We start from the raw sequence: 22,288 nt of genomic DNA, 5'->3' as shown, positions 1-22,288 counted from the left end.
GCTGACCGGCCGCCCGGGCAAGCGAACGCCCCCGCCTCCCCCAAGGGGGACGGGGGCGTTCGGCAAGCGCGCCGCGCGGGTGGATCAGTGCGACATCAGCCGGATCGGCAGGCTCGCCAGGCCGCCCGTGACGAACCGGCTGACCGGCCCTAGTGCACGGAGGCGCTCTGCCTCTGCGTAGATGTCGGATCCCCCGGGGTCGAGGGCGACGAGCGGGTGTCCCATGGGGTGGCTCCTGCCTGGTCGGGGGTGATGGGGGTGAAGCGAGCAGGGAGCGCGGTGAGGGACCGCTGGAACGGGCCGTTGCGCCACTTCAACTCGCTGACGTCCACGGCGAGTTCGATGTCAGAGAGCCAGGCGGTGAGCCGCTCGATAGCCGTCGTGGCGATCAGCAGCGCATGCCGCTGCACGGGACAGGCGTGCGGGCCGGCCGCCCACGAGAGGTGCGAGCCGCCACCCGAGCCGAGCGTCCCCGGCGATGGGGTGTCGAACTGGCTGTTGGCGGCCGCGTAGGACACCATCACCAGCTGTCCGGCGCGCACCCAGGTGCCGTGGAAGAAGACATCGCGGACCGGGAAGTGGGCGGAGATGTTGGTCAGCGGCGGGTCGTTCCACAACACCTCGCTGATCGCGTCGTGCACGGTCAGCGCGCCGCCGGACAGGGTGTTGTAGTAGCGGTCGTCGGAGAGCATCCGCGAGAGCGCATTGCCGATGAGGCCGACGAGCGGTTCGTGGCCGGAAGCCAACGTGAGGACGATGCTGTGGATCACTTCCTCGTCGCTGAGCGCGTTGGGGTGATCCATGAACCAGGAGGTCAGGTCCGGCCCGCGCGCGGCCTTCTTCGAGTCGACCAGCTCCATCATGTATTGGGTGAACGTCTCGTTGGCCGCGGTGGCTTCCTCGGGCGAATTGCCGTCGACCGCTGTGCCGAGGGCCTCGACGAGCCGGTCGCTGTAGGAGTCGGGCAGCCCGAAAAGGTTGTTGAACATCAGCACCGGGAGCAGCCGCGCGTAGCCGGCGATCAGTTCTACTTCGCCGCGTGCGCCGAACTGCTGGATGAGGGTGTCCGCGGCGTGCTGGACACGGGCGCGCAGCTCATGCGGTTCGACGAGCCGGAAGCTGTCGACGATGACGTCCCGGTAGCGGACGTGCGCGGGGCCGTCGCTGTAGAGCGCATTGGGCCGCCAGCCCAGCACCGGCAGGATCGGCGAGTCCGCCGGGATGGTCTGCATCCACCCGCGGGAGTCCTTGGACCAGGTGGTGTCGTCGTGCAGCAGGTCGAGCGCCGCCCGGTAGTCGGTGACCAGCATCGCGGTCACCTCGGGCGCGATCTCGATGGGCGCCAGCGCGCCGTACTGCCGCAGATGCGCGTAGAAGCGGTGCGGGTCGGCGGCGAAGTCCGGTCCGTAGAACTTCACCGGCGTCTGCGCGTCGAGCCGGCCCGGTGCCTGCTGCTGCGGTGGTGCGGCGGCGTGTGCCGGGCAGCCCGGTGGCGGCGTGGCGCCCTGCTGCTGCGGCGTGTTACCTGGCTGCCGCAGCGCACCTTGCGGCTGGTGCGGGGAAGTCACGGGTTCGGGTTCTCCTCGGGGGTGTGGGCCAGGACATGTCCGACGAGCGCGATCAGCGCATCAACGGACTGCCGCCGGTCGCGGACATCGCACAGCACCAGCGGCGTCCCGGGATGCAGATCGAGCGCCTCGCGGAGCTTTTCGATGTCGTACTGGGGCGCGTCGGGAAAGACATTGACCGCCACCGCATAACGCAGTCCGGCCTCCTCCACGATGTCCATCACCTCGAAGGAGTCCGCGAGCCGGCGGGTGTCCGCGAGGACCAGGGCGCCCAGCGCGCCGCGGGCGATGTCCTGCCACAGGGGACGGAAACGCTTCTGTCCGGGCGTGCCGAACAGATACAGCACCAGGTCCCCGGGCAGGGTCAGCCGCCCGAAGTCGATGGCGACGGTGGTGGTGGTCTTCTCCCGGACACCGGCGAGATCGTCGACGATCGCACCGGTCTGGGTCATGACCTCTTCGGTGTGCAGCGGCGGGGTCTCCGACAGCGCGCGGATGAGCGTGGTCTTGCCGACCCCGAACGGCCCCGCGACCAGCAGCTTGACCAGTGTCTGGTGCTCGCCGGAGAGGTACTTGTTGCCGGTGCTCGCGCCGGTGGCGGCGCTAGCACTTGAGAGAGCGGAGTCCATCGAGAACCCTCTCCAGGAAGTGCCGGTCGAATTGCTCGGCTTCGGGAATGGGGACACGGGCGTGCAGCCGCCCGGCATCGACAAGGTCGGCCACCAGCACGTTCACCACGCTGACGGGCAGCTGAAGATGGGCGGCGACCTCGGCCAGAGACAGCGCACCGGGTTCCAGGAGCTCCAGGATGCGGCGCTCCTCGGGGCGTACCTCACTGGTGGTCGGCATCCCCGCGCTGTGCAGCAGGGTGAGCCGGTCCAACGTGTTACGGCTGGGCTGGGCGCGCCCGCCGGTCGCGAGATAGGCCGGCACGAGGCGCCGCCCGCTGTTCTGGCGCGGGGTCATGCCGGCTTACCGAGGTCCCGAGCCGGGCTGTTCATGACCTTGTTGCCCAGGGTCGTCACCTGGACCTGCATATGGTGTGCGACGACTCCCATGTTCACCTCCGGGGCGGCGAAGACGGCCAGGCAGGTGTTCTCGCCGGCCGGTATCGCGAAGACGAAGCCGTCGTTGGACTCGATGACGGTCTGCCGCAGCCGGGTGTCGCCCTTCCCGGCGAACGCCGCGGTGACGGCCCGCCCCGCGCCCTGCAGCGCGGACATCATCGCGGCGACACCCTCGGCGGAGTCACGCTCCAGGCCGGGCGAGCAGCCCTCGATGAATCCGTCGCCGGAGATGACGGCAGCGTGGATCACATGCGGCAACTCCAGGAGCGGCGCCAGCACCCAGGACTTGTCCTCGGCAACACGGCGGCGGGTGGGGCTTTTCATGACTGGGCGTTCCCTTCGGGACTGTGAGGGGTGGCTGACTGCGCGGCGGCTCGGCCGGATTCGGTGCCCTGCTGGAGCGCGGCCCAGCGGGTTCCGGTCTCCTCCGGGGAGAGGGGGGGAACCGATTCGGCGTGCGAGGCGCTCTCGTCAAGCTCGGATACGGGCTTACGGCGGCGCCGGCGCGGGAGTTCACCCTCGGTCGGGGCGGCCGGTTCGGCGGCCGGTTCGGCAGACAGTGCGGCATCGAGCCGGTCGCCATGGCGCGGACCCGGTGCAGTGGCCGCGGCGGGTGCTTCGCCCGCGGCCGGAGACGGTGCTGTGCCGCCGGCCGACAGCACCGAGGCGGACCGGTCCGGCACCGCGGAACGATGCGGCAGAGGAGCCATCACGGACATGGGCTGGGCGCTCTCGTCAAGGACGGTGAGGAGGGGGTCACCCGGGATGTGCACGACTGCCCGCACACCGCCGTACGGCGACGGCTCGACGTGCACGCCGTAGCCGTACTGGCGCACCAGCCGACCGGCCGCCGCGAACCCGGACCGCGGCGGGTCACCGAGCTGGGTCAGCAGCAGGTCGTCATCGCCCGCCAACAGCTCCATCGCCGCCTTGATCTCGTCGTCGTGCATACCGACGCCGTAGTCGTCGATGATGACCGAGGCACCGCGGTTGCCCTGCTGGAGGGTGACGGTGACGGGCAGTTCACGGTGCGAGTGGTGTAGTGCGTTGGCCAGCAGCTCGGTGATCGTGATCGCGATCGGCTCGACGGCCCGCGCGACGACGGCGACCGGGTCACGAAGTTGATTGCTGATCGTGACGCGCTCGTAGCCGCGCAGCCGGGAGCTGGCGCCGACGACCAGCTCGGCGAGGTAGGAGTCCTCCCGGGTCAGCCCCGGCCAGGCGCCGCACACGACACCGGTGACCTGAATACGCCGCAGCGCTTGCTCGTTGAGGAAGTCGGCGTTCAACAGGCCCTGGGCGAGGGCCGGATCGTCGTAACGGTGCTGCATCTCCTGCAGCGCCGACTGAAGCTGGTAGAGCAGCGCCTGGATGGTGGTGGTCGCGCCCCGGAGGGTGGACTGGGCGGCCGCGTCGACGCGGGTCCGCTCCTTGGTGATGGCCTCGCCGGCCTGCTCCAGTACGGCGTTGAGCGCCTGGTCGGTCTCCGACCCGGCGAACCGCGCGTCCTGCAGCCCCCGCTCCCGCACATGCGGGTGGGCCAGCGCCATCGCCAGGTCGGGGAGCCGAGTCCCGGCCAGATGCCGGATCTCGGCATCGGTGGCGCGCAGCCGAGCCGAAAGCTCCGTATTGCTGTGGAGCGTGGCGCTGCTCTGTTCCTCAGCGGCTGACAGCCGAGCCGTCAGGGCTCTGCGCTGGCCGCTCGCCCGGATCGATATCGCCGCCAGGACCACGGCGGCGGCCGTACCTGCGCTCAGGCACCAAAGCAACGCCTCCGGTATGGATGTCATCGAGATCCTCAATTGGGGTACTGACAGGGTCGGCCGGCCCTGGCTACACAATGCCGATTACCGCAGGATGCTACCGGGGAGCTGACGTGCTGTGAGATGCAGTTTTCAAGGGAGACTGAGAAGAGCGGAAGGTCGCCTTCCGCCCGTGATGCCCGGACCATAGCCTGATGTGGCCCCCTTCATCTAGGGCAGATGAAGGGGCCGGTGTGTGCCTGTTGTGATCGGTTCGTGAAACCCGGTCAGGTGGTTCGGAAATGCGCGTTCTTGACGGCCCCGATGAATGCGGACCAGCCGGGCGCCAGGAAAGTCACGGCGGGCCCGTGGGGGTCCTTGCTGTCGCGGACGGGGACGAGGCCGGGGTGGCCGTCGGCGACCTCGATGCAGCTGCCGCCGTTCTGGTCGCTGTAGCTGCTCTTGCGCCAAGTGGCGGCGCCCGGGAAGTCGTGGGCGACCTCGACGCATTCGCCACCCTTGTCGTCGCTGTAGCTGCTCTTACGCCACCGAGCGTTACTCAGGTCGCACTCGTGCATCGTCTGTAGTCCTCCACCGCCGATTCGATCAGGGCCAGGGACGCCTCTGGCGACAGTGCGGCGGCCCTGACCAGATCGTAGTCCGCCTGTACGCGCTTCACTACGGCCGGATCGTCCAGCAAATTCCCTGAATGAACGCCTTCTGTATAGGCGGTTGGTGGGGCGTCATCGAACTCAAGGAGCCGCAGCATCTTGCCCATGGAAGGGTATGGACCCGCAGCGAACGGGAGAATCTGCACGAGGATCGTGTGCTCGCGAACGAGCTGCGCGATGTGATTCAGTTGCTCGGTCATAGCGCTCGGGCCGCCTACGGGGACCCGGAGGGCAGCCTCATGCAGTACCGCCCAATACACGGGTCGTGTAGCGCCCTTGAAGATGACGGCCCGATCCAGTCGGTTGCGTACCGCTTCCTCGATCTGCTCGTCCCCCGCGAACGGATCGCCCGCGCGCATGACTGCCCGTGTGTACGGCGCCTTCTGGAGCAGCCCAGGCACGATCGCCGGTGCGAACTCGCAGATCTTCGTCGCCAGCCGCTCCAGATCCGCCACCGCCGTGAAGTAATCCGGGTACCGCTTGTCATCGATCAGCTTGCGCCAGGCCCGTTCGAAAAAGCCGTCGGTTTGTAGAACCTCGTCGATCCGGATCGCCACATCGAGCTGCGGTTTGCGGATCGCCTGCTCGAACTGACCGATGTAGCCGCCGGAGACGAACACCCGCCCTCCCAGTTCGCCCTGCGTCATACCGGCGAGCTCCCGGCGGTACTTGAGCTCCGCGCCCCAGTGTTCCCATGCCGCCATCCGTGAGCCATTGGCCATGGCTAACTCCCTGTGCCTGCACGGCAGTTGTAGTGCCTTTCCCATTGCGCAGCGTAGTTCCGCAGCGTCACGCTCTGCATGCGAACAGTGAAACCCCTCGCGAAAGGCGCAGGCGACCATGCACCAGTTCAAAGAAGTAGAAACCGTCACGACGGAATTGCGGGAGGCGCTCGCCCGGGCCGGGGTCGTCCTGCCGTCCCTCCGCCCCGACCCCGTATCGATCGCGCATCGCTATATGCCGCCGCTCGTCGAGCTGGGCCGCTGCTCGATGGAGGTCGCCCGCCAGCTGACCACGGCGCTGGCGGAGCAGACGCGGGGCGAACGGCCCTAGCGGAGCGGCACCGCACCCGACAAAACTCAGCCGACAGTGTCCGCAAGGGCAGCCGACAGTGTCCCCAAGGACAGCCGACAGCGTCGGAGCCCCCGCCATGCGGAACAATGGCCGCATGAGTCTGTTCCGCGACGACGGCATCGTGCTGCGCACCCAGAAGCTGGGTGAGGCGGACCGGATCATCACGCTGCTCACCCGCGGCCACGGCCGGGTCCGTGCCGTGGCCCGTGGCGTACGGCGCACCAAGTCGAAGTTCGGGGCGCGGCTGGAACCGTTCTCGCACGTCGATGTGCAGTTCTACGCCCGCGGCAGCGAGCTCGTCGGGCGCGGGCTCCCGCTGTGTACGCAGAGCGAGACGATCGCCGCGTACGGTGGCGGGATCGTCACCGACTACGCCCGCTACACGGCCGGCACGGCCATGCTGGAGACCGCCGAGCGGTTCACCGACCACGAGGGCGAGCCGGCCGTACAGCAGTACCTGCTGCTGGTGGGCGGTCTGCGGACGCTCTCCCGCGGCGAGCACGCACCGCACCTCGTCCTCGATGCGTTCCTGCTGCGCTCGCTCGCCGTCAACGGCTACGCGCCGAGCTTCGACAGTTGCGCGCGGTGCGGGCTGCCCGGCCCCAACCGGTTCTTCTCGGTCGCGTCGGGCGGGGTGATATGCGGCGACTGCCGGGTGCCCGGAAGCGTCGTACCCTCCTCAGAGGCCATCGGGCTCCTCAGCGCGCTGCTGACCGGCGACTGGGAGACCGCGGACGCCTGCGAGGCCCGCCATGCCCGGGAGGGCAGCGGGCTGGTCACGGCGTATCTGCACTGGCATCTGGAGCGGGGCCTGCGCTCCCTCCGGTACGTAGAGCAATAGAGCAATCACACACCGACCCCCCGAAGCGACACATAGGAGAAGTGGGCCGCATGGCACGACGCGGGATTCTGGGCCGCAATCGGCGCGAGTACGAGACGCCCGAGCCGCACCCCTCCGGTGCACGGCCGCCGAAGATCCCCGGTGAGCTCGTCCCGAACCATGTGGCCGTGGTCATGGACGGCAACGGCCGGTGGGCCAAGGAGCGCGGGCTGCCGCGCACGGAGGGCCACAAGGTCGGCGAGGGCGTCGTCATGGACGTCCTCAAGGGCTGCATCGAGATGGGCGTGAAGAACCTTTCGCTGTACGCCTTCTCGACGGAGAACTGGAAGCGCTCGCCCGACGAGGTCCGCTTCCTGATGAACTTCAACCGCGATGTGATCCGGCGGCGCCGGGACGAAATGGATGCGCTCGGTATCCGTATCCGGTGGGTCGGCCGGATGCCGAAGCTGTGGAAGTCCGTGGTGCAGGAGCTCCAGGTCGCCCAGGAGCAGACCAAGAACAATGACGCAATGACGCTGTATTTCTGCGTGAATTACGGCGGTCGTGCGGAGATCGCGGACGCGGCCGCGGCGATCGCCGCGGACGTACGGGCCGGAAAGCTGGACCCGTCGAAGGTCAACGAGAAGACCATCGCGAAGTACATGTACTACCCGGACATGCCGGATGTGGACCTCTTCGTCCGGCCGTCGGGTGAGCAGCGGACCTCGAACTACCTGATCTGGCAGAGCGCCTACGCCGAGATGGTGTTCCAGGACATCCTCTGGCCGGACTTCGACCGCCGGAACCTGTGGGACGCGTGCCTGGAGTACGCAAAGCGGGACCGCCGCTTCGGCGCCGCTCCGGAGCCGAATGGGCAGTCGGCCACATAAGGCGTCCGCGGGCGCGCGCCCGCGCGCAGAGGTGTCCGTACGCGCGAAACGGGCCGCCCCCAGTCACCGGGGCGGCCCGTTCCGTGCGTACGCCGTTGGGCGACGTCATCTCTTGGTCGTGGTGTTGTCCCTCACGCCAACAGGGACAACACCACCAGACACAACGCGAGCGACCCGGCCATGAGCCAGCCGCCCACGTTGACCAGCCGCGCGCGATCGTGCCGCCAGCCTCGCACCATGACGAACAGGCCGCCGTACATGCCCACCAGATTGAGCAGGACCACCCACAGATGCCTCCCCGTCATCACCGCCATGACGACAAGTCCCAAGGGGATCAGTACGCCGGCTCCCAGAAGCAAGGACGTGAATTGCCCTCGCTCCCGCAGTGCCATTTCGTCCGCCGCGGACGACGGGTCGAGATCCGGCAGCTCCGAACTCATCAAATCCTCCAGCTTCGCCGCGCAGTCGTCATACCGGGGTCGTCATACGGGGAAGGGCCGCGCTAGTACGCGCTGAACGTACCCGCACTGTGCCGGCTCTTGGCCTGCGTCTCACGCCCGCGTTCACGGCGCTCCTGCTCAATTTCCGCACGCTGCTCCTCCAGAAACTTGGTGCCCTCCTTCTCGGCGTGTGCGCGCTCCTCAGCCGACATCTCGTCCCACTTCTGCTGGAACGTGCCGACGTTTCGTACGAGTTCTTCTTCGTAGGCGCCGACCTGTACTGCTTCGCGGAGTCCAATCCGCCCCGACAGGACCTCTCGGGCCATCTCCGCCAGTACTTGGCCGCCCTTGCCGTCGGCCAGCACCTCCAGCTGCTTCCTCAGGACGCGAGCCATGGCGGGATCGCGGGTGAGAGGCACGAACTCGTCATCGCCTACGCGGGGTTCATCGTCATTTTTGCTCATCGGCTTTCCCATCCTCACTCGGCTCGTTCAGACCGCCGGGTTGTCGTATCCCTTTCCGGGCAGGGGAAATTTCTCCATATTCGCCGCGTGGAAGCGGGTCAGCTGAACCACCGTTCCCACCGAGCCGCTGACAATGCTCTGCACCTCGGTTACCAGCACTGTCAGCTTTCCCCAGAGATTGATCATTGCTACGACCTCGGCGGCGACAGCACCTGCCGCGATGACTGGCCCGAACAACGTGAAGCTGGTGGCAGCTCCGGCAGCAGCCGTAATGGCCGCAACCAGCGCAAGGTCGAGAATTCCGCTCAGTAGATCGCCGCAGGCTTCCGCGGCATGCCACACGGCCTCCGTCACCTGCTGATATTGCTCCTTGAGCCCGTCGAAGGACTCCTTCATGGCGGAGATGTCCTTGGCCAGCGTGTCGACGTAGGTATATGCCGAGTCTGCGGCATTCCCCGACCAGGTGGCATCGAGTGCCTTGTTGCCGGACTCCAGGTTCTCCGAGAGATCGGCACAGAAATTCCCCAACGCCCCCCATGCCTTGGCGCACTGTGCGTACTCTTCCCAATTTCCCCCGAGTAGCTTCTTCGCCTCATCCACCGGATTGAAATCGAAGGCAAGCTCCAGCCCCTTGCTGATCATCGCAGACGGACTGAGTGCATCGCCGTAGGACGTCAGATCGCGATAGAGGGACCCCGGCTCCTCCTTGTCTCCGTCAACCTGGGGCTTGACGAGCCTGCTGGTCGGCTCTGACACATCCTGAAAACTCAAACCGGTCCCCTGTGAGCTTCTGCTGCGTGCAGTCGACTATGCGTATGGTGAAGAAATGGAATCCTCGGTCATCGCTTGGAGGCCGGATAAGTGGAGTCCAGCTCCGAAGCTTCACTGCGATCGGTGTGCTCGTAGTAGGACGAGCTGCGCGCCATCTCCCGCTGCGAGGACTCCAGAATGTGATGCACCTTCTTCAGTGCGGACTCCACGTTGGCCATGACGCCGTCATGGCCGCCTCCGAAGGTGCTCGCCAAAGCCGAGATCGGCCCCTTGTCGAAAGTGCCGATCGAGCATTCACGCCGCGTGTAGTCCAAGGCGTGATTCGCATCGGCCGCAGCCCTTTCCAGCTGCTTGGAAAATGCAGAAAGGTCGGCTGGCTGAACTTCAAAAGACACACGGCCCCCACGGAAATAGAGAGGAACACCAGGGTGGTGCAGTCCGGCCGTGAACCCTACAGGATCACAATGGCGTACATATGATGAACGGGCTGCCTCGTGGTCGGAGCAGCCCGTTCTTATGCAGCATTCTTGACCGCTATTGCTCGACTGCGGCCTGAGCCGCGCACTCGCCGCAGGTCCCGAAGATCTCGATGGTGTGCGCCACGTCCTGGAAGCCGTGCTCGCTGGCGATCTGGTCGGCCCACTTCTCGACGGCGGGGCCCTCGACCTCGACGGCCTTGCCGCAGGCGCGGCACACGAGGTGGTGGTGATGATCGTCGGTGCTGCACCGGCGGTAGACCGCCTCGCCCTCGCTGGTGCGCAGCACATCGACCTCGCCGGCGTCGGCGAGCGACTGCAACGTGCGGTAGACGGTCGTCAGTCCGACCGAGTCGCCGCGGTGCTTGAGCATGTCGTGCAGCTCTTGTGCACTGCGGAACTCGTCGACCTCGTCGAGTGCGGCCGACACCGCGGTCCGCTGCCGCGTCGACCGGCCGCGTACCGGAGATCCCGCGCTCGTCGCCACCGTTGCCTCCCTAGGACGTCAGGACTTCCCCCTGCACGTGCGTCCCGCCATTGTGCCAGGTGATGACCGGACCACCGGTGGAACGCTTACCCGTACATCTACACGTACCTCTGCACGGACTCCGGCACCTACCTCTGCACGGACTCCGGCACCTACATCCGTTACCTCCGTCTGCCGAAAGCTATCGGCCCGCACCTCTCCACCCGTACTCATCCGGCCACGCTCACCTCGTCCGTGGCGGAGCGGCCGTGGGGTACCTCCAGAGTGCACCCCTTGGCGTCCTCAGCGGCAGCCCTGGCGCGCTTTTTCGCGAGGGGTGCGGCGAGCGCCGTGAAGATCACGAACAGGGCGATGGCGAAGAGCACGATCGTGGCGCCGGACGGCACGTCCACGTAGTACGAGGTGGCGGTGCCCGTAAGGGTGACCGCGACACCGATCGCGACGGCCACCGCAAAGGTGACCGCGAAGCTGCGGCTGATCTGCTGGGCGGCCGCAACCGGGATCACCATCAGGGCGCTGACCAGCAGCAGACCGACGACGCGCATGGCGACGGTGACGGTGACCGCGGCGGTGACGGCGACCAGCAGATTGAGCAGCCGCACCGGCAGGCCCGTCACCCGAGCGAACTCCTCGTCCTGGCAGACGGCGAACAGCTGACGGCGCAGCCCGATCGTGATCGCCAGCACCAGCGCGGCCAGGACGTAGATCGTCGTCATGTCCTGCGGCGAGACGGTGGTGATCGAGCCGAAGAGGTAGGTGCCGAGGTTGGCGTTGGAGCCGGCGTCGGAGAGGTTCATCAGCATCACACCGCCCGCCATACCGCCGTAGAACAGCATGGCCAGCGCGAGGTCACCGCGGGTCTTGCCGTACCAGCGGATCAGCTCCATGACCACGGAGCCGGCGATGGCGACGGCGGTGGCCACCCACACCGGGCTGGTGTTGAGCAGAAAGCCCAGGCCGACGCCGGTGAGCGCGACATGGCCGATGCCGTCGCCCATCAGGGCCTGGCGGCGCTGGACGAGGTAGATGCCGATGGCGGGGGCGGTGACGCCGACGATCAGGGCGGCGATCAAGGCCCGCTGCATAAAGGCGTAGTTCAGGATTTCCATGTCGGTCGACCTCGCGAAAGTGAGCCGGTGCTCGGGTGTCGGCTGGGGATGCGGGGGTCGTCCCCCGAAGATCGCGGCATCAGCTCAGCAGCCCCGTCCGGATCGGTTCCGCGGCCACACCGGCGTGTGGGTGGACATGGTCATGGCCGGGCAGCGCATGCTGGCCCACGGCCTCGGGCGGCGGGCCGTCGTGGACGACACAGCCGTCCCGCAGTACCACCGCGCGGTCGATCAGCGGCTCCAGCGGGCCCAGCTCGTGCAGCACCAGCAGCACCGTGCTGCCGCGGCCGACCTGCTCGCGCAGTGCGGAGGCGAGCACCTCCTGACTGGCCAGGTCGACGCCGGCCATCGGCTCGTCCATGATCAGCAGTTCGGGCTCGCCGGCCAGCGCGCGGGCGATCAGTACCCGCTGGTGCTGTCCGCCGGAGAGCGCGTTCACGGAGTCCTGGGCGCGGTCCGCCATGCCGACCAGCTCCAGGGCGCGGTGCACCGCGGCCCGGTCGGCCTTGCGCAGCAGGCCCAGCTTCGTACGGGCCAGCCGGCCGGCCGTGACGACCTCGCGGACGGTGGCGGGGACGCCGCCGGCCGCGGTGGTGCGCTGCGGTACGTACCCGACCCGCGCCCACTGCCTGAACCGCCGGAACGGTGTGCCGAAGAGGGCCAGCTCGCCGCCGGTGAGCGGGACCTGACCGATCACGGAGCGGACGGCGGTGGACTTGCCGGAGCCGTTGGCGCCGAGCAGCGCGACGACCTCGCCGGTGTGCACCGTCAGGTCGATGCCGCGCAGCACGGGGCGGCCGCCCAGGGAGGCGGTGGCCCCGCGCAGGTCGATGACCGGCTGGGCGGGCGAGTGATTCATGGTGACCTCCGTCACGTGCTGTGCGGTGTCCGTCACTTACTGGTGTCCGTCATTTGTTGGTGCCGTCACTTGCTCGTGCCGTGACTTGCTCGTGCCGTCATTTGTTGGTGCCGTCACTTGCTGCCGAGCGCCTTCTGGAGCGCGGCGAGGTTGGAGCGCTGCACGCCGAAGTAGTCCCGGCCGCGGGACTTGTCGTTGATCCCTTCCAGCGGGTCGAGGACATCGGTCTTCAGGTGCAGGTCACCGGCCAGGGCCTTGGCGGTGGCCGGGTTGGCGATCGTCTCGAAGAAGACCGTGGAGACGTGGTGTTCCTTCGCGAGGGTGTGCAGGTCCTTGATGCGGTGGGCGCTGGGCTCGGACTCGGGGTCGAGGCCGCTGATGGCCTCCTCGGTCAGCCCGTAGCGCTCGGCGAGGTAGCCGAAGGCCGCGTGGGTGGTGAGGAAGGTGTCCGAGGACCGCTTCTTCAGCCCGTTGCGGAAGTCCTTGTCCAGTCCGTCCAGCTTCGTCACCAGGGCATCGGTGTTCTTCTGGTAGTCCGCCCGGTGGCCCGGGTCCGCCTTGGCGAGGGTCTTGTTCACGCCCCTGGCGACCTCGGCGTACTTCACGGGGTCGAGCCAGATGTGGGGGTCGTTGCCGCCCTCGGCCTCGGAGTGCGAGTGGTTGTCGCCGGTGGTGTGGTGGTGGCCGTCGACCTCGGTGCCGTGCTTTTCGAGGGAGGTGAACGAGGCGGCGTCGGCGACGTTCTTGTTGCCGGACTGTGCGACGGCGGCGTCCACGGCGGGCTGCAGGCCCTTGAGGTAGACGATCGCGCCGGACTCGCCGAGCTCGCCGGTCTGCCGTGGGGTGAGCTCCAGGTCGTGCGGCTCGACGCCGGGCTTGGTGAGGTCGGTCACCTCGACGTGCCCCCCGCCGATCTGCCGGGCGAGGAATTCCATGGGGTAGAAGGACGCTGTCACTCGCAGCTTGCCGTCCTCGGTGCGGACCCCGCCGGCGGGGGAGCAGGCGGAGAGGGCCAGCAGCGCGATCACCGAGACTCCGGCGAGGGCCGCGGTGGATATGTGACGGCGTATGTTCATGACACTCATTTTCAACAAAGTTGGAAACGATTGTCAACAAGGGGTGGGGTGGGTGTGAGCGGGGCGACAGTGGGCCGGATTTGATCCGGAACCGATTTGATCCGGGGGGTACGGCCGCCGGTACCCTGAACTATTCGCCCACCCGTCTCCCGGTCACCACCCCTCGTTGAGGCGTCAGGGCGCCGCCCGTCCATCGTTCGTCGTCGTAATGAAGAGAGCACCGTGGCCGCCGACAAGATCGATACCATCGTCAGCCTGAGCAAGCGCCGTGGCTTCGTATACCCCTGCAGTGAGATCTACGGTGGCTCCCGCGCTGCCTGGGACTACGGTCCGCTGGGCGTCGAGCTCAAGGAGAACATCAAGCGCCAGTGGTGGCGTGCCATGGTCACCTCGCGCGAAGACGTGGTCGGCCTCGACTCGTCGGTGATCCTGGCCCCCGAGGTCTGGCAGGCGTCCGGCCACGTCGCCACCTTCAGCGACCCGCTCACCGAGTGCACCTCCTGCCACAAGCGCTTCCGCGCGGACCACCTGGAAGAGGCGTACGAGGCCAAGCACGGCAGGCTCCCGGCGAACGGCCTCGCCGACGTGAACTGCCCGCACTGCGGCAACAAGGGCGGCTTCACCGAGCCCAAGCAGTTCTCCGGCCTGCTCTCCACCCACCTCGGCCCGTCCCAGGACACCGCCTCGGTCGCCTACCTGCGCCCCGAGACCGCCCAGGGCATCTTCACCAACTTCGCCCAGGTGCAGCAGACTTCCCGCAAGAAGCCGCCGTTCGGCATCGCGCAGATGGGCAAGTCCTTCCGCAACGAGATCACTCCCGGCAACTTCATCTTCCGGACCCGTGAGTTCGAGCAGATGGAGATGGAGTTCTTCGTCAAGCCGGGCGAGGACGAGAAGTGGCAGGAGTACTGGATGGCCGAGCGGTGGAACTGGTACCGCGACCTCGGCATCCGCGAGGAGAACATCCGCTGGTACGAGCACCCGGCCGAGAAGCTCTCGCACTACTCCAAGCGCACCGCTGACATCGAGTACCGCTTCAACTTCGGCGGCACCGAGTTCTCCGAGCTGGAGGGCGTGGCCAACCGCACCGACTACGACCTGTCCGCGCACGCCAAGGCGTCCGGCCAGGACCTCTCCTACTTCGACCAGGAGGCCGGCGAGCGCTGGACTCCGTACGTCATCGAGCCGGCGGCCGGTGTGAACCGCGCGATGCTCGCCTTCATGCTCGACGCGTACATCGAGGACGAGGCGCCCAACGCCAAGGGCAAGATGGAGAAGCGCACCGTCATGCAGCTCGACCCGCGCCTGGCGCCGGTCAAGGTTGCGGTGCTGCCGCTGTCCCGTAACCCGCAGCTGTCGCCGAAGGCGAAGGGGCTGGCCACGGACCTGCGCAAGAACTGGAACATCGAGTTCGACGACGCGGGCGCGATCGGCCGCCGCTACCGCCGCCAGGACGAGATCGGCACGCCGTTCTGCGTCACGGTCGACTTCGACACCCTCGACGACAACGCGGTGACCGTGCGCGAGCGCGACACCATGAAGCAGGAGCGGGTCAGCCTGGACCAGATCCAGGCCTACCTGGGGGCGCGGCTGCTCGGCTGCTAGTCCTTCGCGGGGCGGCGCCGGTTCCCGGTGGTGCCCCGGGTGAGACCTCAAGCGCCGGTCGGGCCCGGATTTCTTTCCGGGCCGGGCCGGCGCTTTTGGCTTCAGCCGGGGTGTTTCAACCGAGGTGCGTCAACCGAGGTGCGTCAACCGAGATGCGTCAACCGAGATGCGTCAACCGGCGTGCGAACTGGCCTAGTTGGCCCACGGCGGCGCCATCCTGCTGCCGTCGGGCAGCTCGGCGGTCAGCCCCGTGCGGGTGGTGACCCACATCTGCGCCGGCTCGTCGGTCCGATTGGCCACCGCGAGTGCGGAGCCCACGGGGGCCACCGCCGCATCGCCGGGGCCGAGTTCGGCGGTCTCACCGTCGATGGAGAACCGCAGCCGGCCGGACAGGACATAGAAGGTTTCCTCGTGGCTGATCACATGGGCCGGGGGCACCGACCCCACCGGAACCTCGCAACGCCATGCCGCGAGATCCCGGCTGCCGGTGGCCGGGTGGACGTAGGAGACGAAGCGGGCCCCGTGGACCTCGTGGACGACGGCTTCGTTGCTGCGGACAAAGGGCATGCCGGACTCCCCGAAGAGGTGCATCTCGCCCCTGATGGACAAGCTGCTTGTCTATATAGACAAGCGCCTTGCCCAGTTATAGTCAAGGCATGGATGACGCCCTGTCCTTCTCCACCCTCGTGCTTGCGCTGTCCGGACAGTTGGTGCAGGAGATTCACACCCGTGTGTCCGAGCAGGGATTCGCGGACCTGCGCCCCGTGCACGGCTTCGCCTTCGTCCGGATCTCCCGGGGCGGCGTCACCACCGCCGATCTGGCCGAACACCTGGGATTCACCAAGCAGGCCGCGGCCCAACTGGTCGGGGAGCTGGTCCACAAGGGATATGTGCTGCGCCGGCCGCACCCCCAGGACGCCCGCGCCCGGCTCCTGGAGCTGACCGAGCGCGGCTGGGCCGCGACCCGCGCCGCCGACGAGGCGGCCCGAGCGGCTGTCGTCCCGTGGCAGGAGACCCTCGGCGCCGAACGCTTCGGCGCGCTCGCCGCCGACCTCGCCCGCCTCGCACCGAACGGGCCGATCCGGCCCGTCTGGTGAGCTGATTGAGCTGATTGGCGAATTCTGGCAGGGGGTGACTTGGGGGTGGGTGACGTGTCCCGAGAGGGCGGGTGACGAGTCCCGAGAGGGCGCGGGCGGGGCCCGCTCGCCGTCGCCGCCGGGGTGCCGGGGTGCCGGGGCGCCGGGAAAATCCGTTGTCCGGGAGCGGGCGGCACGGGAGGCTTCTCGCATGACTGACCATGAATCCAGCGGTACACAGGGGGTGGCCGCCCTGTTCTCCCGGGGACGGCTGACCGCGATCCCGCGAAAGACCGCCCGCCGCGAGCAGTTGCTCGTACATCTCGCGGAGACCCTGTTCGAGCGGGACCGAGCGTACAGCGAACGCGACGTCAACGAGGCGCTGCTGACGGTGTACGAAGACTGCTCGGCGCTGCGCCGCCACCTCGTCGTGGCGGGGTTGCTGACCCGGCCCAGGGACGGCAGCAGCTATCGGAGGGCCGGGTAGCGCGAATTCGCCGGCCCCGGCCCGTCCCCGGTTGCCAGGGCGCCGCTCCGACCGTCCCGGCGGCGCCTGCCGCGGTACGAGGCGTACGCCGAGCTGCTCGTGACGACAGTGGAGTTGAACACGCACAAGCTCATGGCCGACCCGAGGACCATCCCGGTCGAGACGTTCGAGAACGAACTGGTGGACATGATCACTCGTTATCTGCGCGGCGATCAATAGCCGCTCACGCGCACCGCCGACGAGGTCGAGGGGTGAAGAGGGGGGAAGGGGAGGAAGGGGAGGAAGAGGGGTGAGTCAGGGCGGGGACCGGTTCTTCACCGCGCTCCTCGCCGGTCGCCTCCTCCCGGCGGCCCAGCGCGCCCAGATGCACACCACCGTCCCTATCGGGGACACCGGTGCCGGCTACGGACAGGGGTGCGCTTGCCGGCCCTTTCGCGTCGCCTGTGCTTGCGTGCGCCGGCAGCGTGTTGGTGAGAGCACAGCACGCTGGTGAGAGCACAGCACGCGGTGGAGTCCGCACGCTCTAGCCCCGCAGGCCCCGCAGGACCAGGCCGCGGACGGCTTCGAAGTCGGTGGTGATCTCGGGGCGGGTCCACTCGGGGGCGTAACACGGGTCGTGGAAGCGGCCGGTGGCGTTGAAGACGGCGCGGGCGGTGGTGGTGGGGGAGGGGGTGTGGAAGGCGCCCTCGCTGACGCCGGCTTCGATGATGGTGGTGAGCTGGGCTTCCAGATCGGTGACGTGGCGGTCGACCACGCCGCCGCTTTCGCCTATCAACGTCATATAGGTGGCGAACAGTTCGGGATCGCCGCCGGCCTTGTGGCGCTTGGCCTCGAAGAGGGCGGTCAGCCAGCGGTCCAGACGCTCCGGAGCCGGTCCTTCGGCCGTGACGATGACCGACAGCTCCTTGCTCGTACGGTCCAGCCAGCGCTCCGTGACGGCGTCCCGCAGTGCCGCCTTCGTACGGAAGTGACGGTAGACGCTGCCATGGCTGACGCCCAGGGCGCGCGCCACATCCACCACCGTGGCCTTGGCCGGGCCGTAGCGGCGCAGTACCTCCTCGGTGGCTTCGAGGATGCGCTCAGGGGTCAACGTCTCGGGCGGCATGGGGCGGGTCGGCCTTTCGGAGAGAGGGCGGAACGGGACCGGCGCGGGGCTCCGGTTCCGGGTGGCACAACCGGTGGGTGCCGGTGGCGCTGTGCCGGTGGGTGCCGGTGGCGGTCGCCGGTGTGTACGTACGCCGGATCCGTGCGCGGGTACGTACGGACGGTACCTGGCCGTTCCCCGCATCCGCTTCGATGGTTACCGGACCATGGTGGTTACTGGACCATGGTGGTTACTGGGCCATGGTGGTTACTGGGCCATGGTGCTCACCGGGCCTCGGTGGTCGGCGGACATCAAGTGGGCATCGGGTCTCAAGTGGTCACCGGGCCTCAAGCGGTCACCGCGCCATGGTGAGATCCGGGCCGCGGTGGTCACCCGGCCTCAGGGTGCTCACGGGGCCACGGTGGTCACAGGAGCGCGGTGTGCACGGGGCCGTCGTGCCCACGGGCTCTGCGGTCAGCGCTCGCTGTCCAGATGGGCCATCTGGTCGGCGGGGTAACGGTCGCCGGCGGCGGCATCGGCCGGGACCGCGCGCTCGATCGCGGCCAGATCGTCGGCATCCAGGGTGACGTCCAGGGCGCCGAGCGCCTCGGTCAGCCGGTCGCGGCTACGGGCGCCGACCAGCGGGACGATGTCCTCGCCGCGGGAGAGCACCCATGCGATGGCGGTCTGGGCGACCGAAGCGCCCTTCTGCTCGGCGATCTTGCGCAGCGCGTCCACCAGGTCGAGGTTGCGGTCGAGGTTCTTGCCCTGAAAGCGCGGGCTCATACCGCGGAAGTCGTTCGCGGCGAGCTTGCGGTCGCGGCTGAAGTGGCCGCTGATCAGGCCGCGGGACAGGACGCCGTAGGCGGTGATGCCGATGCCCAGTTCGCGGGCGGCCGGCAGGATCGCCTCCTCGATGCCGCGGGAGATGAGGGAGTACTCGATCTGGAGGTCGGAGATCGGGGCGACGGCGGCGGCCCGGCGCAGGGTCTCCGCACCCACCTCGGAGAGGCCGATGTGCCGGACGTGCCCGGCCTCGACCAGCTCGGCGATGGCGCCGACGGTCTCCTCGATGGGCACGTCCGGGTCGATCCGGGCGATCCGGTAGATGTCGATGAGGTCGGTGCCCAGGCGCCGGAGGGAGTACGCGGCGAAGTTCTTCACCGCGTTCGGCCGGCCGTCATAGCCGGTGAAGCCGCCTTCGGCCGTGCGCAGGGCACCGAACTTGACGCTGATCTGCGCCTTCTCACGGGCCGCCGCGGGCGCGGTGCGCAGGGCCTCGTTGATCAGGAGTTCGTTGTGGCCCATGCCGTAGAAGTCGCCGGTGTCGAGCAGGGTGATGTCCGCATCGAGGGCGGCGTGGAGGGTGGCGAGGGACTCGCTGCGGTCGCTGTCGCCGTAGAGGGCGGACATGCCCATGCAGCCGAGGCCGAGGGCGGAGGTCTGTGGGCCGGTGGTGCCGAGGGTACGGGTCTGCACTGCGTGCTCCTGACGGACGGGAGGGGGAGGGGAGAGAGGGAGGGGATGGGGCAGGGAGGGGATGGGGCAGGGAGGTTGCCCCGCATTCACTATGGCATGACGACTGACAGATTTCAATATCTGTCAGTCGTCATGTGTGAGCTGACCCCTGATCCCTTCGATTCTCCTGTCGTTCTCCCGCAGGTCAGCGCAGGTCAGCGCAGGTCAGCGCAGGTCAGCGCAGGTCAGCGCAGGTCAGCGCAGGTCAGCGCAGGTCAGCGCACGGTGCGGGGCAGGCGCAGTGCGAGTGCCGTGGTGCCCGCGACGATGGCCAGTTGCGTCAGCAGGGCCGCGAGCAGTGCGTCGCGGATGCCGATGGACGGCATCAGCGCGAGGAACAGGGTGCCGAGGGTGGCCACGCCCAGGGCGAGGCCGGACTGCTGGGTGGTGACCATGACGCCACCGCCCGCGCCCGCCTGCGCCACCGGCAGTTCGCTCAGCACGATGCGCATCAGTACCGGCAGCACCATGCCCTGCCCGAAGCCCAGGACCGCCATGCTCGACGCGAGTCCGGCCACCGATATCCCGGGCCAGCCCGTGTGCACGGTCAGCGCCAGGCCGAGCAGGCCGGTGCCCTGGATCAGTGAACCGGCGACCACCACCCGCCGCCCGAACCGCATCACCAGCCGCGGACCGGCGAGCGAGGCGAGGAAGAACGTGACGCACAGCGGCGCCAGGGACAGCCCGGCCGCGAGCGGACCGTAGTGGAGGCCGTTCTGGAGAGCGACGGCGACCACGAACATGAAGCCGCCGAAGCCCAGCGTGAACGGGACGATCATGGTGAGTCCGCTGTTCACGGAAGGGATGCGCAGAAGCGAGGGCGGGACGAGCGGGGTACGGCCGGCGCGTTCGGCCCGGTGCTCGATGAGGATGAACGCGGTGGCGGCAAAGGGGAAGACGGCCAGAAGGATCCAGGACCACACGGGCCAGCCTGCCGCCCGGCCCTCGGTCAGCGGCAGCAGCAGGGTGATCAGGGTGGCGGCGAGCAGCGCGGTCCCGGGGCCGTCCACCCGGCTCGGGTGCGGGGAGCGGGTCTCGGGGACCGTACGGGCGGCCAGCAGCCAGGCCGCGACGGAGAACGGGACGTTCACCAGGAAGACCGCGCGCCAGCCGGTGCCTGCCAGGTCGGCGGAGACCAGCAGCCCGCCCAGCACCTGGCCGACGGCGCTGGCGACACCGGCCGTGCCGCCGTAGAGGCTGACGGCCTTGGCGCGCCGCTTGCCGGTGGTCGTGGCCTGGATGGTGGCCAGCACCTGCGGCAGCAGCAGCGCGGCTGCGGCGCCCTGGGCGACCCGGGCGGCCACCAGCGTCCCGGCATCCGGAGCGAGGCCGCAGGCCAGCGAGGTCAGACCGAAGGTGGCCAGCCCCCACAGGAACAGCCGGCGCCGGCCGATCATGTCGCCGAGCCGGCCGCCGAGCACCAGCAGCATGGCGTAGGCGACGCCATAACCGGCCACCACCATCTCCAGCGTCGCGGGCCCCGCGTGCAGATCGTGGTCGATGGTCGGCAGTGCGACATTGACGATAAAGAAGTCGATCATGGGGAGGGCCGCGCCCAGCAGTACGGTCAGCAGGCCGAGCGGGGTCAGGACGGTCGTCGCCGGGTGCCGTTGCGGGGCGGGGCCGGATGCGGCCGGGGCCGCCGGGTTCGCCGGGGCTTTCGGGGTCGCGGCATCCGGAAGGATGCCCGGGGTCTCGAGGATCGCGGCCGTGGCTTCCGTGGTGGTCATCTGTGCTCGGGTATCGCTCACGGACTCGACGATCGTCGACCGCTCAGGCTGGTACCAGAGTGTTCTTATCCTGGTACCGGCGCTACCTGGCAACCGGCTCCGGTCTGCGGCACGCTGGAGGCATGACCGTGGACATGCCCCTGACGCAGACTGCCACAGGCCGTGGTGGCCCCGCCGCCCCGCGGCCCGGCACCGCCCCGCGGGACACCACCCCACAGACCGGTACTGCCCCACAGGCCGGTACTGCCCCACGGCCCGGTACTGCCCCGCAGTCCGGCACCACTCCACGGCCCGGTTCCGCCCCGCGCGATGATGCCGCCCGCCGGGCCGAGCTGGCCGCCTTTCTGCGCAGCCGGCGGGAGCGGATCACGCCCGAGCAGGTCGGGCTCCCACGGGGCGCCCGACGCCGTACCCCCGGTCTGCGCCGCGAGGAGGTCGCGCACCTGGGCGCGGTCGGGGTCACCTGGTACACCTGGCTGGAACAGGCCCGGGACATCCACGTATCGCCGCAGGTCCTGGACGCGGTCGCCCGTGCGCTGCTGCTCGACCGGGCCGAGCGCAGCCATCTGTTCGCGCTGGCCGGGGCGGTAGACCCGATGCCGGGTACGGAGTGCGCGGGCGTCACGCGCGAACTGCGCCTGATACTTCGCCAGTTGGAGCCGTTCCCCGCGGTCGTCCAGAACAGCCGGTTCGACATCCTCGCCTACAACAGCACGTACGGCCGTTTGATGTGCGATCTCGATGCGCTGCCCGAAGGGGACCGCAATTGCATGTGGCTGGCGTTCACCCATCCCGGGTGGCGGTCGAGCGTGATCGATCTGGACGCCACGATGCGGGTGATGGCCGCCAAGTTCAGGGCGTCGATGGCCGAGCATGTCGCGGAGCCCGCCTGGAAGGCGCTGGTCGCGCGGCTGATGGAGGCATCGTCCGAGTTCCGTGAGATCTGGGCGCAGCATGAGGTCATCCGCCCCATGAGTTCCGTCAAGCTCTTCCGGCATCCGCGGGTGGGGGTGCTGCAACTGTCCTCCGCCAGCCTGTGGACGGGCCCCAACCCCGGCCCCAAGCTGCTGTCCTACACACCCGTGGACGAGACGTCCCGGGAACGGCTGGAGCAGTTGGCGGCAGAAGCGGAGGCGGAGGCGGGAGCGGAAGCGTCGGCGCTGGTCGCGGTGTGACCGTACGGCCGGATTGGGCGGGGAGTGGCGGGGAGCAGCCAGGAGCAGACGGCGGGGAGCCCTCCGCAGCGCGTCCCCCGCCCCCTCCCCCTCTCCCCC

The 22,288-nt window shown here is 68.6% G+C and carries 26 protein-coding genes; 7 read left to right on the top strand and 19 right to left on the bottom strand.

Features of this window, described 5'->3' with window-relative positions:
- Positions 1-149 precede the first annotated feature (149 nt).
- The 7 genes from ACWGJY_RS08620 to ACWGJY_RS08590 form a co-directional block, all read right to left on the bottom strand.
- A complete protein-coding gene (locus ACWGJY_RS08620; protein WP_453260042.1) occupies positions 150-1,568 on the bottom strand; it encodes a cytochrome P450 in 1,419 nt (472 codons plus the stop codon).
- A complete protein-coding gene (locus ACWGJY_RS08615; RefSeq protein WP_453260041.1) occupies positions 1,565-2,197 on the bottom strand; it encodes a GTP-binding protein in 633 nt (210 codons plus the stop codon). Before ACWGJY_RS08615 ends, ACWGJY_RS08620 begins: the two co-directional genes overlap by 4 nt.
- Positions 2,172-2,534 carry a DUF742 domain-containing protein gene (locus ACWGJY_RS08610; protein WP_453260040.1) on the bottom strand — a complete coding sequence of 121 codons (363 nt, stop codon included), beginning with the start codon at positions 2,532-2,534 and terminating at the stop codon, positions 2,172-2,174. Before ACWGJY_RS08610 ends, ACWGJY_RS08615 begins: the two co-directional genes overlap by 26 nt.
- Positions 2,531-2,959: a roadblock/LC7 domain-containing protein gene (locus ACWGJY_RS08605; protein ID WP_453260039.1), complete on the bottom strand. Its 429-nt coding sequence runs from the start codon at positions 2,957-2,959 to the stop codon at positions 2,531-2,533. Before ACWGJY_RS08605 ends, ACWGJY_RS08610 begins: the two co-directional genes overlap by 4 nt.
- Positions 2,956-4,425 carry an ATP-binding protein gene (locus ACWGJY_RS08600; RefSeq protein WP_453260038.1) on the bottom strand — a complete coding sequence of 490 codons (1,470 nt, stop codon included), beginning with the start codon at positions 4,423-4,425 and terminating at the stop codon, positions 2,956-2,958. The genes ACWGJY_RS08605 and ACWGJY_RS08600 overlap by 4 nt, the downstream gene beginning before the upstream one ends.
- A 239-nt stretch (positions 4,426-4,664) precedes the next feature.
- A complete protein-coding gene (locus ACWGJY_RS08595; RefSeq protein WP_453260037.1) occupies positions 4,665-4,955 on the bottom strand; it encodes a DUF397 domain-containing protein in 291 nt (96 codons plus the stop codon).
- A complete protein-coding gene (locus ACWGJY_RS08590) occupies positions 4,937-5,770 on the bottom strand; it encodes a helix-turn-helix domain-containing protein (RefSeq protein WP_453260036.1) in 834 nt (277 codons plus the stop codon). The genes ACWGJY_RS08595 and ACWGJY_RS08590 overlap by 19 nt, the downstream gene beginning before the upstream one ends.
- A 118-nt stretch (positions 5,771-5,888) precedes the next feature.
- Here ACWGJY_RS08590 and ACWGJY_RS08585 point away from each other — a divergent pair, with 118 nt between their 5' ends.
- The 3 genes from ACWGJY_RS08585 (at position 5,889) to ACWGJY_RS08575 (ending at position 7,832) form a co-directional block, all read left to right on the top strand.
- Positions 5,889-6,101, top strand: a complete 213-nt coding sequence (locus ACWGJY_RS08585; protein ID WP_453260035.1) for a hypothetical protein — start codon at positions 5,889-5,891, stop codon at positions 6,099-6,101.
- Positions 6,102-6,216: 115 nt separating this feature from the next.
- Positions 6,217-6,963, top strand: a complete 747-nt coding sequence (gene recO / locus ACWGJY_RS08580) for a DNA repair protein RecO (RefSeq protein WP_451441850.1) — start codon at positions 6,217-6,219, stop codon at positions 6,961-6,963.
- A gap of 50 nt (positions 6,964-7,013) precedes the next feature.
- A complete protein-coding gene (locus ACWGJY_RS08575) occupies positions 7,014-7,832 on the top strand; it encodes an isoprenyl transferase (RefSeq protein WP_453260034.1) in 819 nt (272 codons plus the stop codon).
- 131 nt (positions 7,833-7,963) lie between these two features.
- On the opposite strand, the gene ACWGJY_RS08570 is transcribed toward ACWGJY_RS08575, so the two are convergent.
- From ACWGJY_RS08570 to ACWGJY_RS08535, 8 genes are all read right to left on the bottom strand, one after another.
- Positions 7,964-8,272 carry a hypothetical protein gene (locus ACWGJY_RS08570; protein WP_453260033.1) on the bottom strand — a complete coding sequence of 103 codons (309 nt, stop codon included), beginning with the start codon at positions 8,270-8,272 and terminating at the stop codon, positions 7,964-7,966.
- A gap of 62 nt (positions 8,273-8,334) precedes the next feature.
- Positions 8,335-8,736, bottom strand: coding sequence for a hypothetical protein (locus ACWGJY_RS08565; RefSeq protein ID WP_453260032.1), 402 nt, complete (start codon positions 8,734-8,736; stop codon positions 8,335-8,337).
- 27 nt (positions 8,737-8,763) lie between these two features.
- A complete protein-coding gene (locus ACWGJY_RS08560) occupies positions 8,764-9,507 on the bottom strand; it encodes a hypothetical protein (RefSeq protein WP_453260031.1) in 744 nt (247 codons plus the stop codon).
- A gap of 68 nt (positions 9,508-9,575) precedes the next feature.
- The gene (locus ACWGJY_RS08555; protein WP_453260030.1) at positions 9,576-9,902 is read right to left on the bottom strand and encodes a WXG100 family type VII secretion target; all 327 of its coding nucleotides are present in this window, start codon (positions 9,900-9,902) and stop codon (positions 9,576-9,578) included.
- Between the two features lie 139 nt (positions 9,903-10,041).
- A complete protein-coding gene (locus ACWGJY_RS08550; protein ID WP_453260029.1) occupies positions 10,042-10,470 on the bottom strand; it encodes a Fur family transcriptional regulator in 429 nt (142 codons plus the stop codon).
- Between the two features lie 209 nt (positions 10,471-10,679).
- The gene (locus tag ACWGJY_RS08545; RefSeq protein ID WP_453260028.1) at positions 10,680-11,579 is read right to left on the bottom strand and encodes a metal ABC transporter permease; all 900 of its coding nucleotides are present in this window, start codon (positions 11,577-11,579) and stop codon (positions 10,680-10,682) included.
- A 79-nt stretch (positions 11,580-11,658) separates the two neighbouring features.
- Positions 11,659-12,438 carry a metal ABC transporter ATP-binding protein gene (locus ACWGJY_RS08540; RefSeq protein WP_453260027.1) on the bottom strand — a complete coding sequence of 260 codons (780 nt, stop codon included), beginning with the start codon at positions 12,436-12,438 and terminating at the stop codon, positions 11,659-11,661.
- A 113-nt stretch (positions 12,439-12,551) separates the two neighbouring features.
- Positions 12,552-13,514, bottom strand: a complete 963-nt coding sequence (locus ACWGJY_RS08535; protein WP_453260026.1) for a metal ABC transporter substrate-binding protein — start codon at positions 13,512-13,514, stop codon at positions 12,552-12,554.
- 222 nt (positions 13,515-13,736) lie between these two features.
- Here ACWGJY_RS08535 and ACWGJY_RS08530 point away from each other — a divergent pair, with 222 nt between their 5' ends.
- Positions 13,737-15,119, top strand: a complete 1,383-nt coding sequence (locus tag ACWGJY_RS08530; protein WP_453260025.1) for a glycine--tRNA ligase — start codon at positions 13,737-13,739, stop codon at positions 15,117-15,119.
- A 192-nt stretch (positions 15,120-15,311) separates the two neighbouring features.
- Here the strand turns inward: ACWGJY_RS08530 and ACWGJY_RS08525 are convergent, their stop codons facing one another.
- Positions 15,312-15,686 carry a cupin domain-containing protein gene (locus ACWGJY_RS08525; RefSeq protein ID WP_453260135.1) on the bottom strand — a complete coding sequence of 125 codons (375 nt, stop codon included), beginning with the start codon at positions 15,684-15,686 and terminating at the stop codon, positions 15,312-15,314.
- Positions 15,687-15,775: 89 nt separating this feature from the next.
- Here ACWGJY_RS08525 and ACWGJY_RS08520 point away from each other — a divergent pair, with 89 nt between their 5' ends.
- Positions 15,776-16,216: a MarR family winged helix-turn-helix transcriptional regulator gene (locus tag ACWGJY_RS08520; protein WP_453260024.1), complete on the top strand. Its 441-nt coding sequence runs from the start codon at positions 15,776-15,778 to the stop codon at positions 16,214-16,216.
- 190 nt (positions 16,217-16,406) lie between these two features.
- On the top strand, positions 16,407-16,682 hold the full coding sequence (locus ACWGJY_RS08515; protein WP_453260023.1) for a DUF2087 domain-containing protein: 276 nt from the start codon (positions 16,407-16,409) through the stop codon (positions 16,680-16,682).
- 523 nt (positions 16,683-17,205) lie between these two features.
- On the opposite strand, the gene ACWGJY_RS08510 is transcribed toward ACWGJY_RS08515, so the two are convergent.
- From ACWGJY_RS08510 to ACWGJY_RS08500, 3 genes are all read right to left on the bottom strand, one after another.
- On the bottom strand, positions 17,206-17,787 hold the full coding sequence (locus ACWGJY_RS08510) for a TetR family transcriptional regulator (RefSeq protein ID WP_453260022.1): 582 nt from the start codon (positions 17,785-17,787) through the stop codon (positions 17,206-17,208).
- A 453-nt stretch (positions 17,788-18,240) separates the two neighbouring features.
- Positions 18,241-19,245, bottom strand: a complete 1,005-nt coding sequence (locus tag ACWGJY_RS08505) for an aldo/keto reductase (protein WP_453260021.1) — start codon at positions 19,243-19,245, stop codon at positions 18,241-18,243.
- A 254-nt stretch (positions 19,246-19,499) separates the two neighbouring features.
- Positions 19,500-21,014: an MFS transporter gene (locus ACWGJY_RS08500; RefSeq protein WP_453260020.1), complete on the bottom strand. Its 1,515-nt coding sequence runs from the start codon at positions 21,012-21,014 to the stop codon at positions 19,500-19,502.
- A gap of 122 nt (positions 21,015-21,136) precedes the next feature.
- Here ACWGJY_RS08500 and ACWGJY_RS08495 point away from each other — a divergent pair, with 122 nt between their 5' ends.
- Positions 21,137-22,189 (top strand): MmyB family transcriptional regulator, encoded by a 1,053-nt coding sequence (locus ACWGJY_RS08495; RefSeq protein ID WP_453260019.1) that lies wholly within the window; start codon positions 21,137-21,139, stop codon positions 22,187-22,189.
- The last annotated feature ends 99 nt before the right edge of the window (positions 22,190-22,288 follow it).

It is taken from the genome of Streptomyces sp. NPDC054765 (assembly GCF_053612065.1).
This window is presented reverse-complemented; position numbering and strand designations above follow the sequence as displayed.

Bases quoted from the DNA above. Each gene is read 5' to 3' on its own strand.
- ACWGJY_RS08615 (WP_453260041.1), bottom strand. From the start codon at position 2,197: ATGGACTCCGCTCTCTCAAGTGCTAGCGCCGCCACCGGCGCGAGCACC.
- ACWGJY_RS08610 (WP_453260040.1), bottom strand. From the start codon at position 2,534: ATGACCCCGCGCCAGAACAGCGGGCGGCGCCTCGTGCCGGCCTATCTC.
- ACWGJY_RS08605 (WP_453260039.1), bottom strand. From the start codon at position 2,959: ATGAAAAGCCCCACCCGCCGCCGTGTTGCCGAGGACAAGTCCTGGGTG.
- ACWGJY_RS08600 (WP_453260038.1), bottom strand. From the start codon at position 4,425: ATGACATCCATACCGGAGGCGTTGCTTTGGTGCCTGAGCGCAGGTACG.
- ACWGJY_RS08595 (WP_453260037.1), bottom strand. From the start codon at position 4,955: ATGCACGAGTGCGACCTGAGTAACGCTCGGTGGCGTAAGAGCAGCTAC.
- ACWGJY_RS08590 (WP_453260036.1), bottom strand. From the start codon at position 5,770: ATGGCCAATGGCTCACGGATGGCGGCATGGGAACACTGGGGCGCGGAG.
- ACWGJY_RS08585 (WP_453260035.1), top strand. From the start codon at position 5,889: ATGCACCAGTTCAAAGAAGTAGAAACCGTCACGACGGAATTGCGGGAG.
- recO (WP_451441850.1), top strand. From the start codon at position 6,217: ATGAGTCTGTTCCGCGACGACGGCATCGTGCTGCGCACCCAGAAGCTG.
- ACWGJY_RS08575 (WP_453260034.1), top strand. From the start codon at position 7,014: ATGGCACGACGCGGGATTCTGGGCCGCAATCGGCGCGAGTACGAGACG.
- ACWGJY_RS08570 (WP_453260033.1), bottom strand. From the start codon at position 8,272: ATGAGTTCGGAGCTGCCGGATCTCGACCCGTCGTCCGCGGCGGACGAA.
- ACWGJY_RS08565 (WP_453260032.1), bottom strand. From the start codon at position 8,736: ATGAGCAAAAATGACGATGAACCCCGCGTAGGCGATGACGAGTTCGTG.
- ACWGJY_RS08545 (WP_453260028.1), bottom strand. From the start codon at position 11,579: ATGGAAATCCTGAACTACGCCTTTATGCAGCGGGCCTTGATCGCCGCC.
- ACWGJY_RS08540 (WP_453260027.1), bottom strand. From the start codon at position 12,438: ATGAATCACTCGCCCGCCCAGCCGGTCATCGACCTGCGCGGGGCCACC.
- ACWGJY_RS08535 (WP_453260026.1), bottom strand. From the start codon at position 13,514: ATGAACATACGCCGTCACATATCCACCGCGGCCCTCGCCGGAGTCTCG.
- ACWGJY_RS08525 (WP_453260135.1), bottom strand. From the start codon at position 15,686: ATGCCCTTTGTCCGCAGCAACGAAGCCGTCGTCCACGAGGTCCACGGG.
- ACWGJY_RS08520 (WP_453260024.1), top strand. From the start codon at position 15,776: ATGGATGACGCCCTGTCCTTCTCCACCCTCGTGCTTGCGCTGTCCGGA.
- ACWGJY_RS08515 (WP_453260023.1), top strand. From the start codon at position 16,407: ATGACTGACCATGAATCCAGCGGTACACAGGGGGTGGCCGCCCTGTTC.
- ACWGJY_RS08510 (WP_453260022.1), bottom strand. From the start codon at position 17,787: ATGCCGCCCGAGACGTTGACCCCTGAGCGCATCCTCGAAGCCACCGAG.
- ACWGJY_RS08500 (WP_453260020.1), bottom strand. From the start codon at position 21,014: ATGACCACCACGGAAGCCACGGCCGCGATCCTCGAGACCCCGGGCATC.
- ACWGJY_RS08495 (WP_453260019.1), top strand. From the start codon at position 21,137: ATGACCGTGGACATGCCCCTGACGCAGACTGCCACAGGCCGTGGTGGC.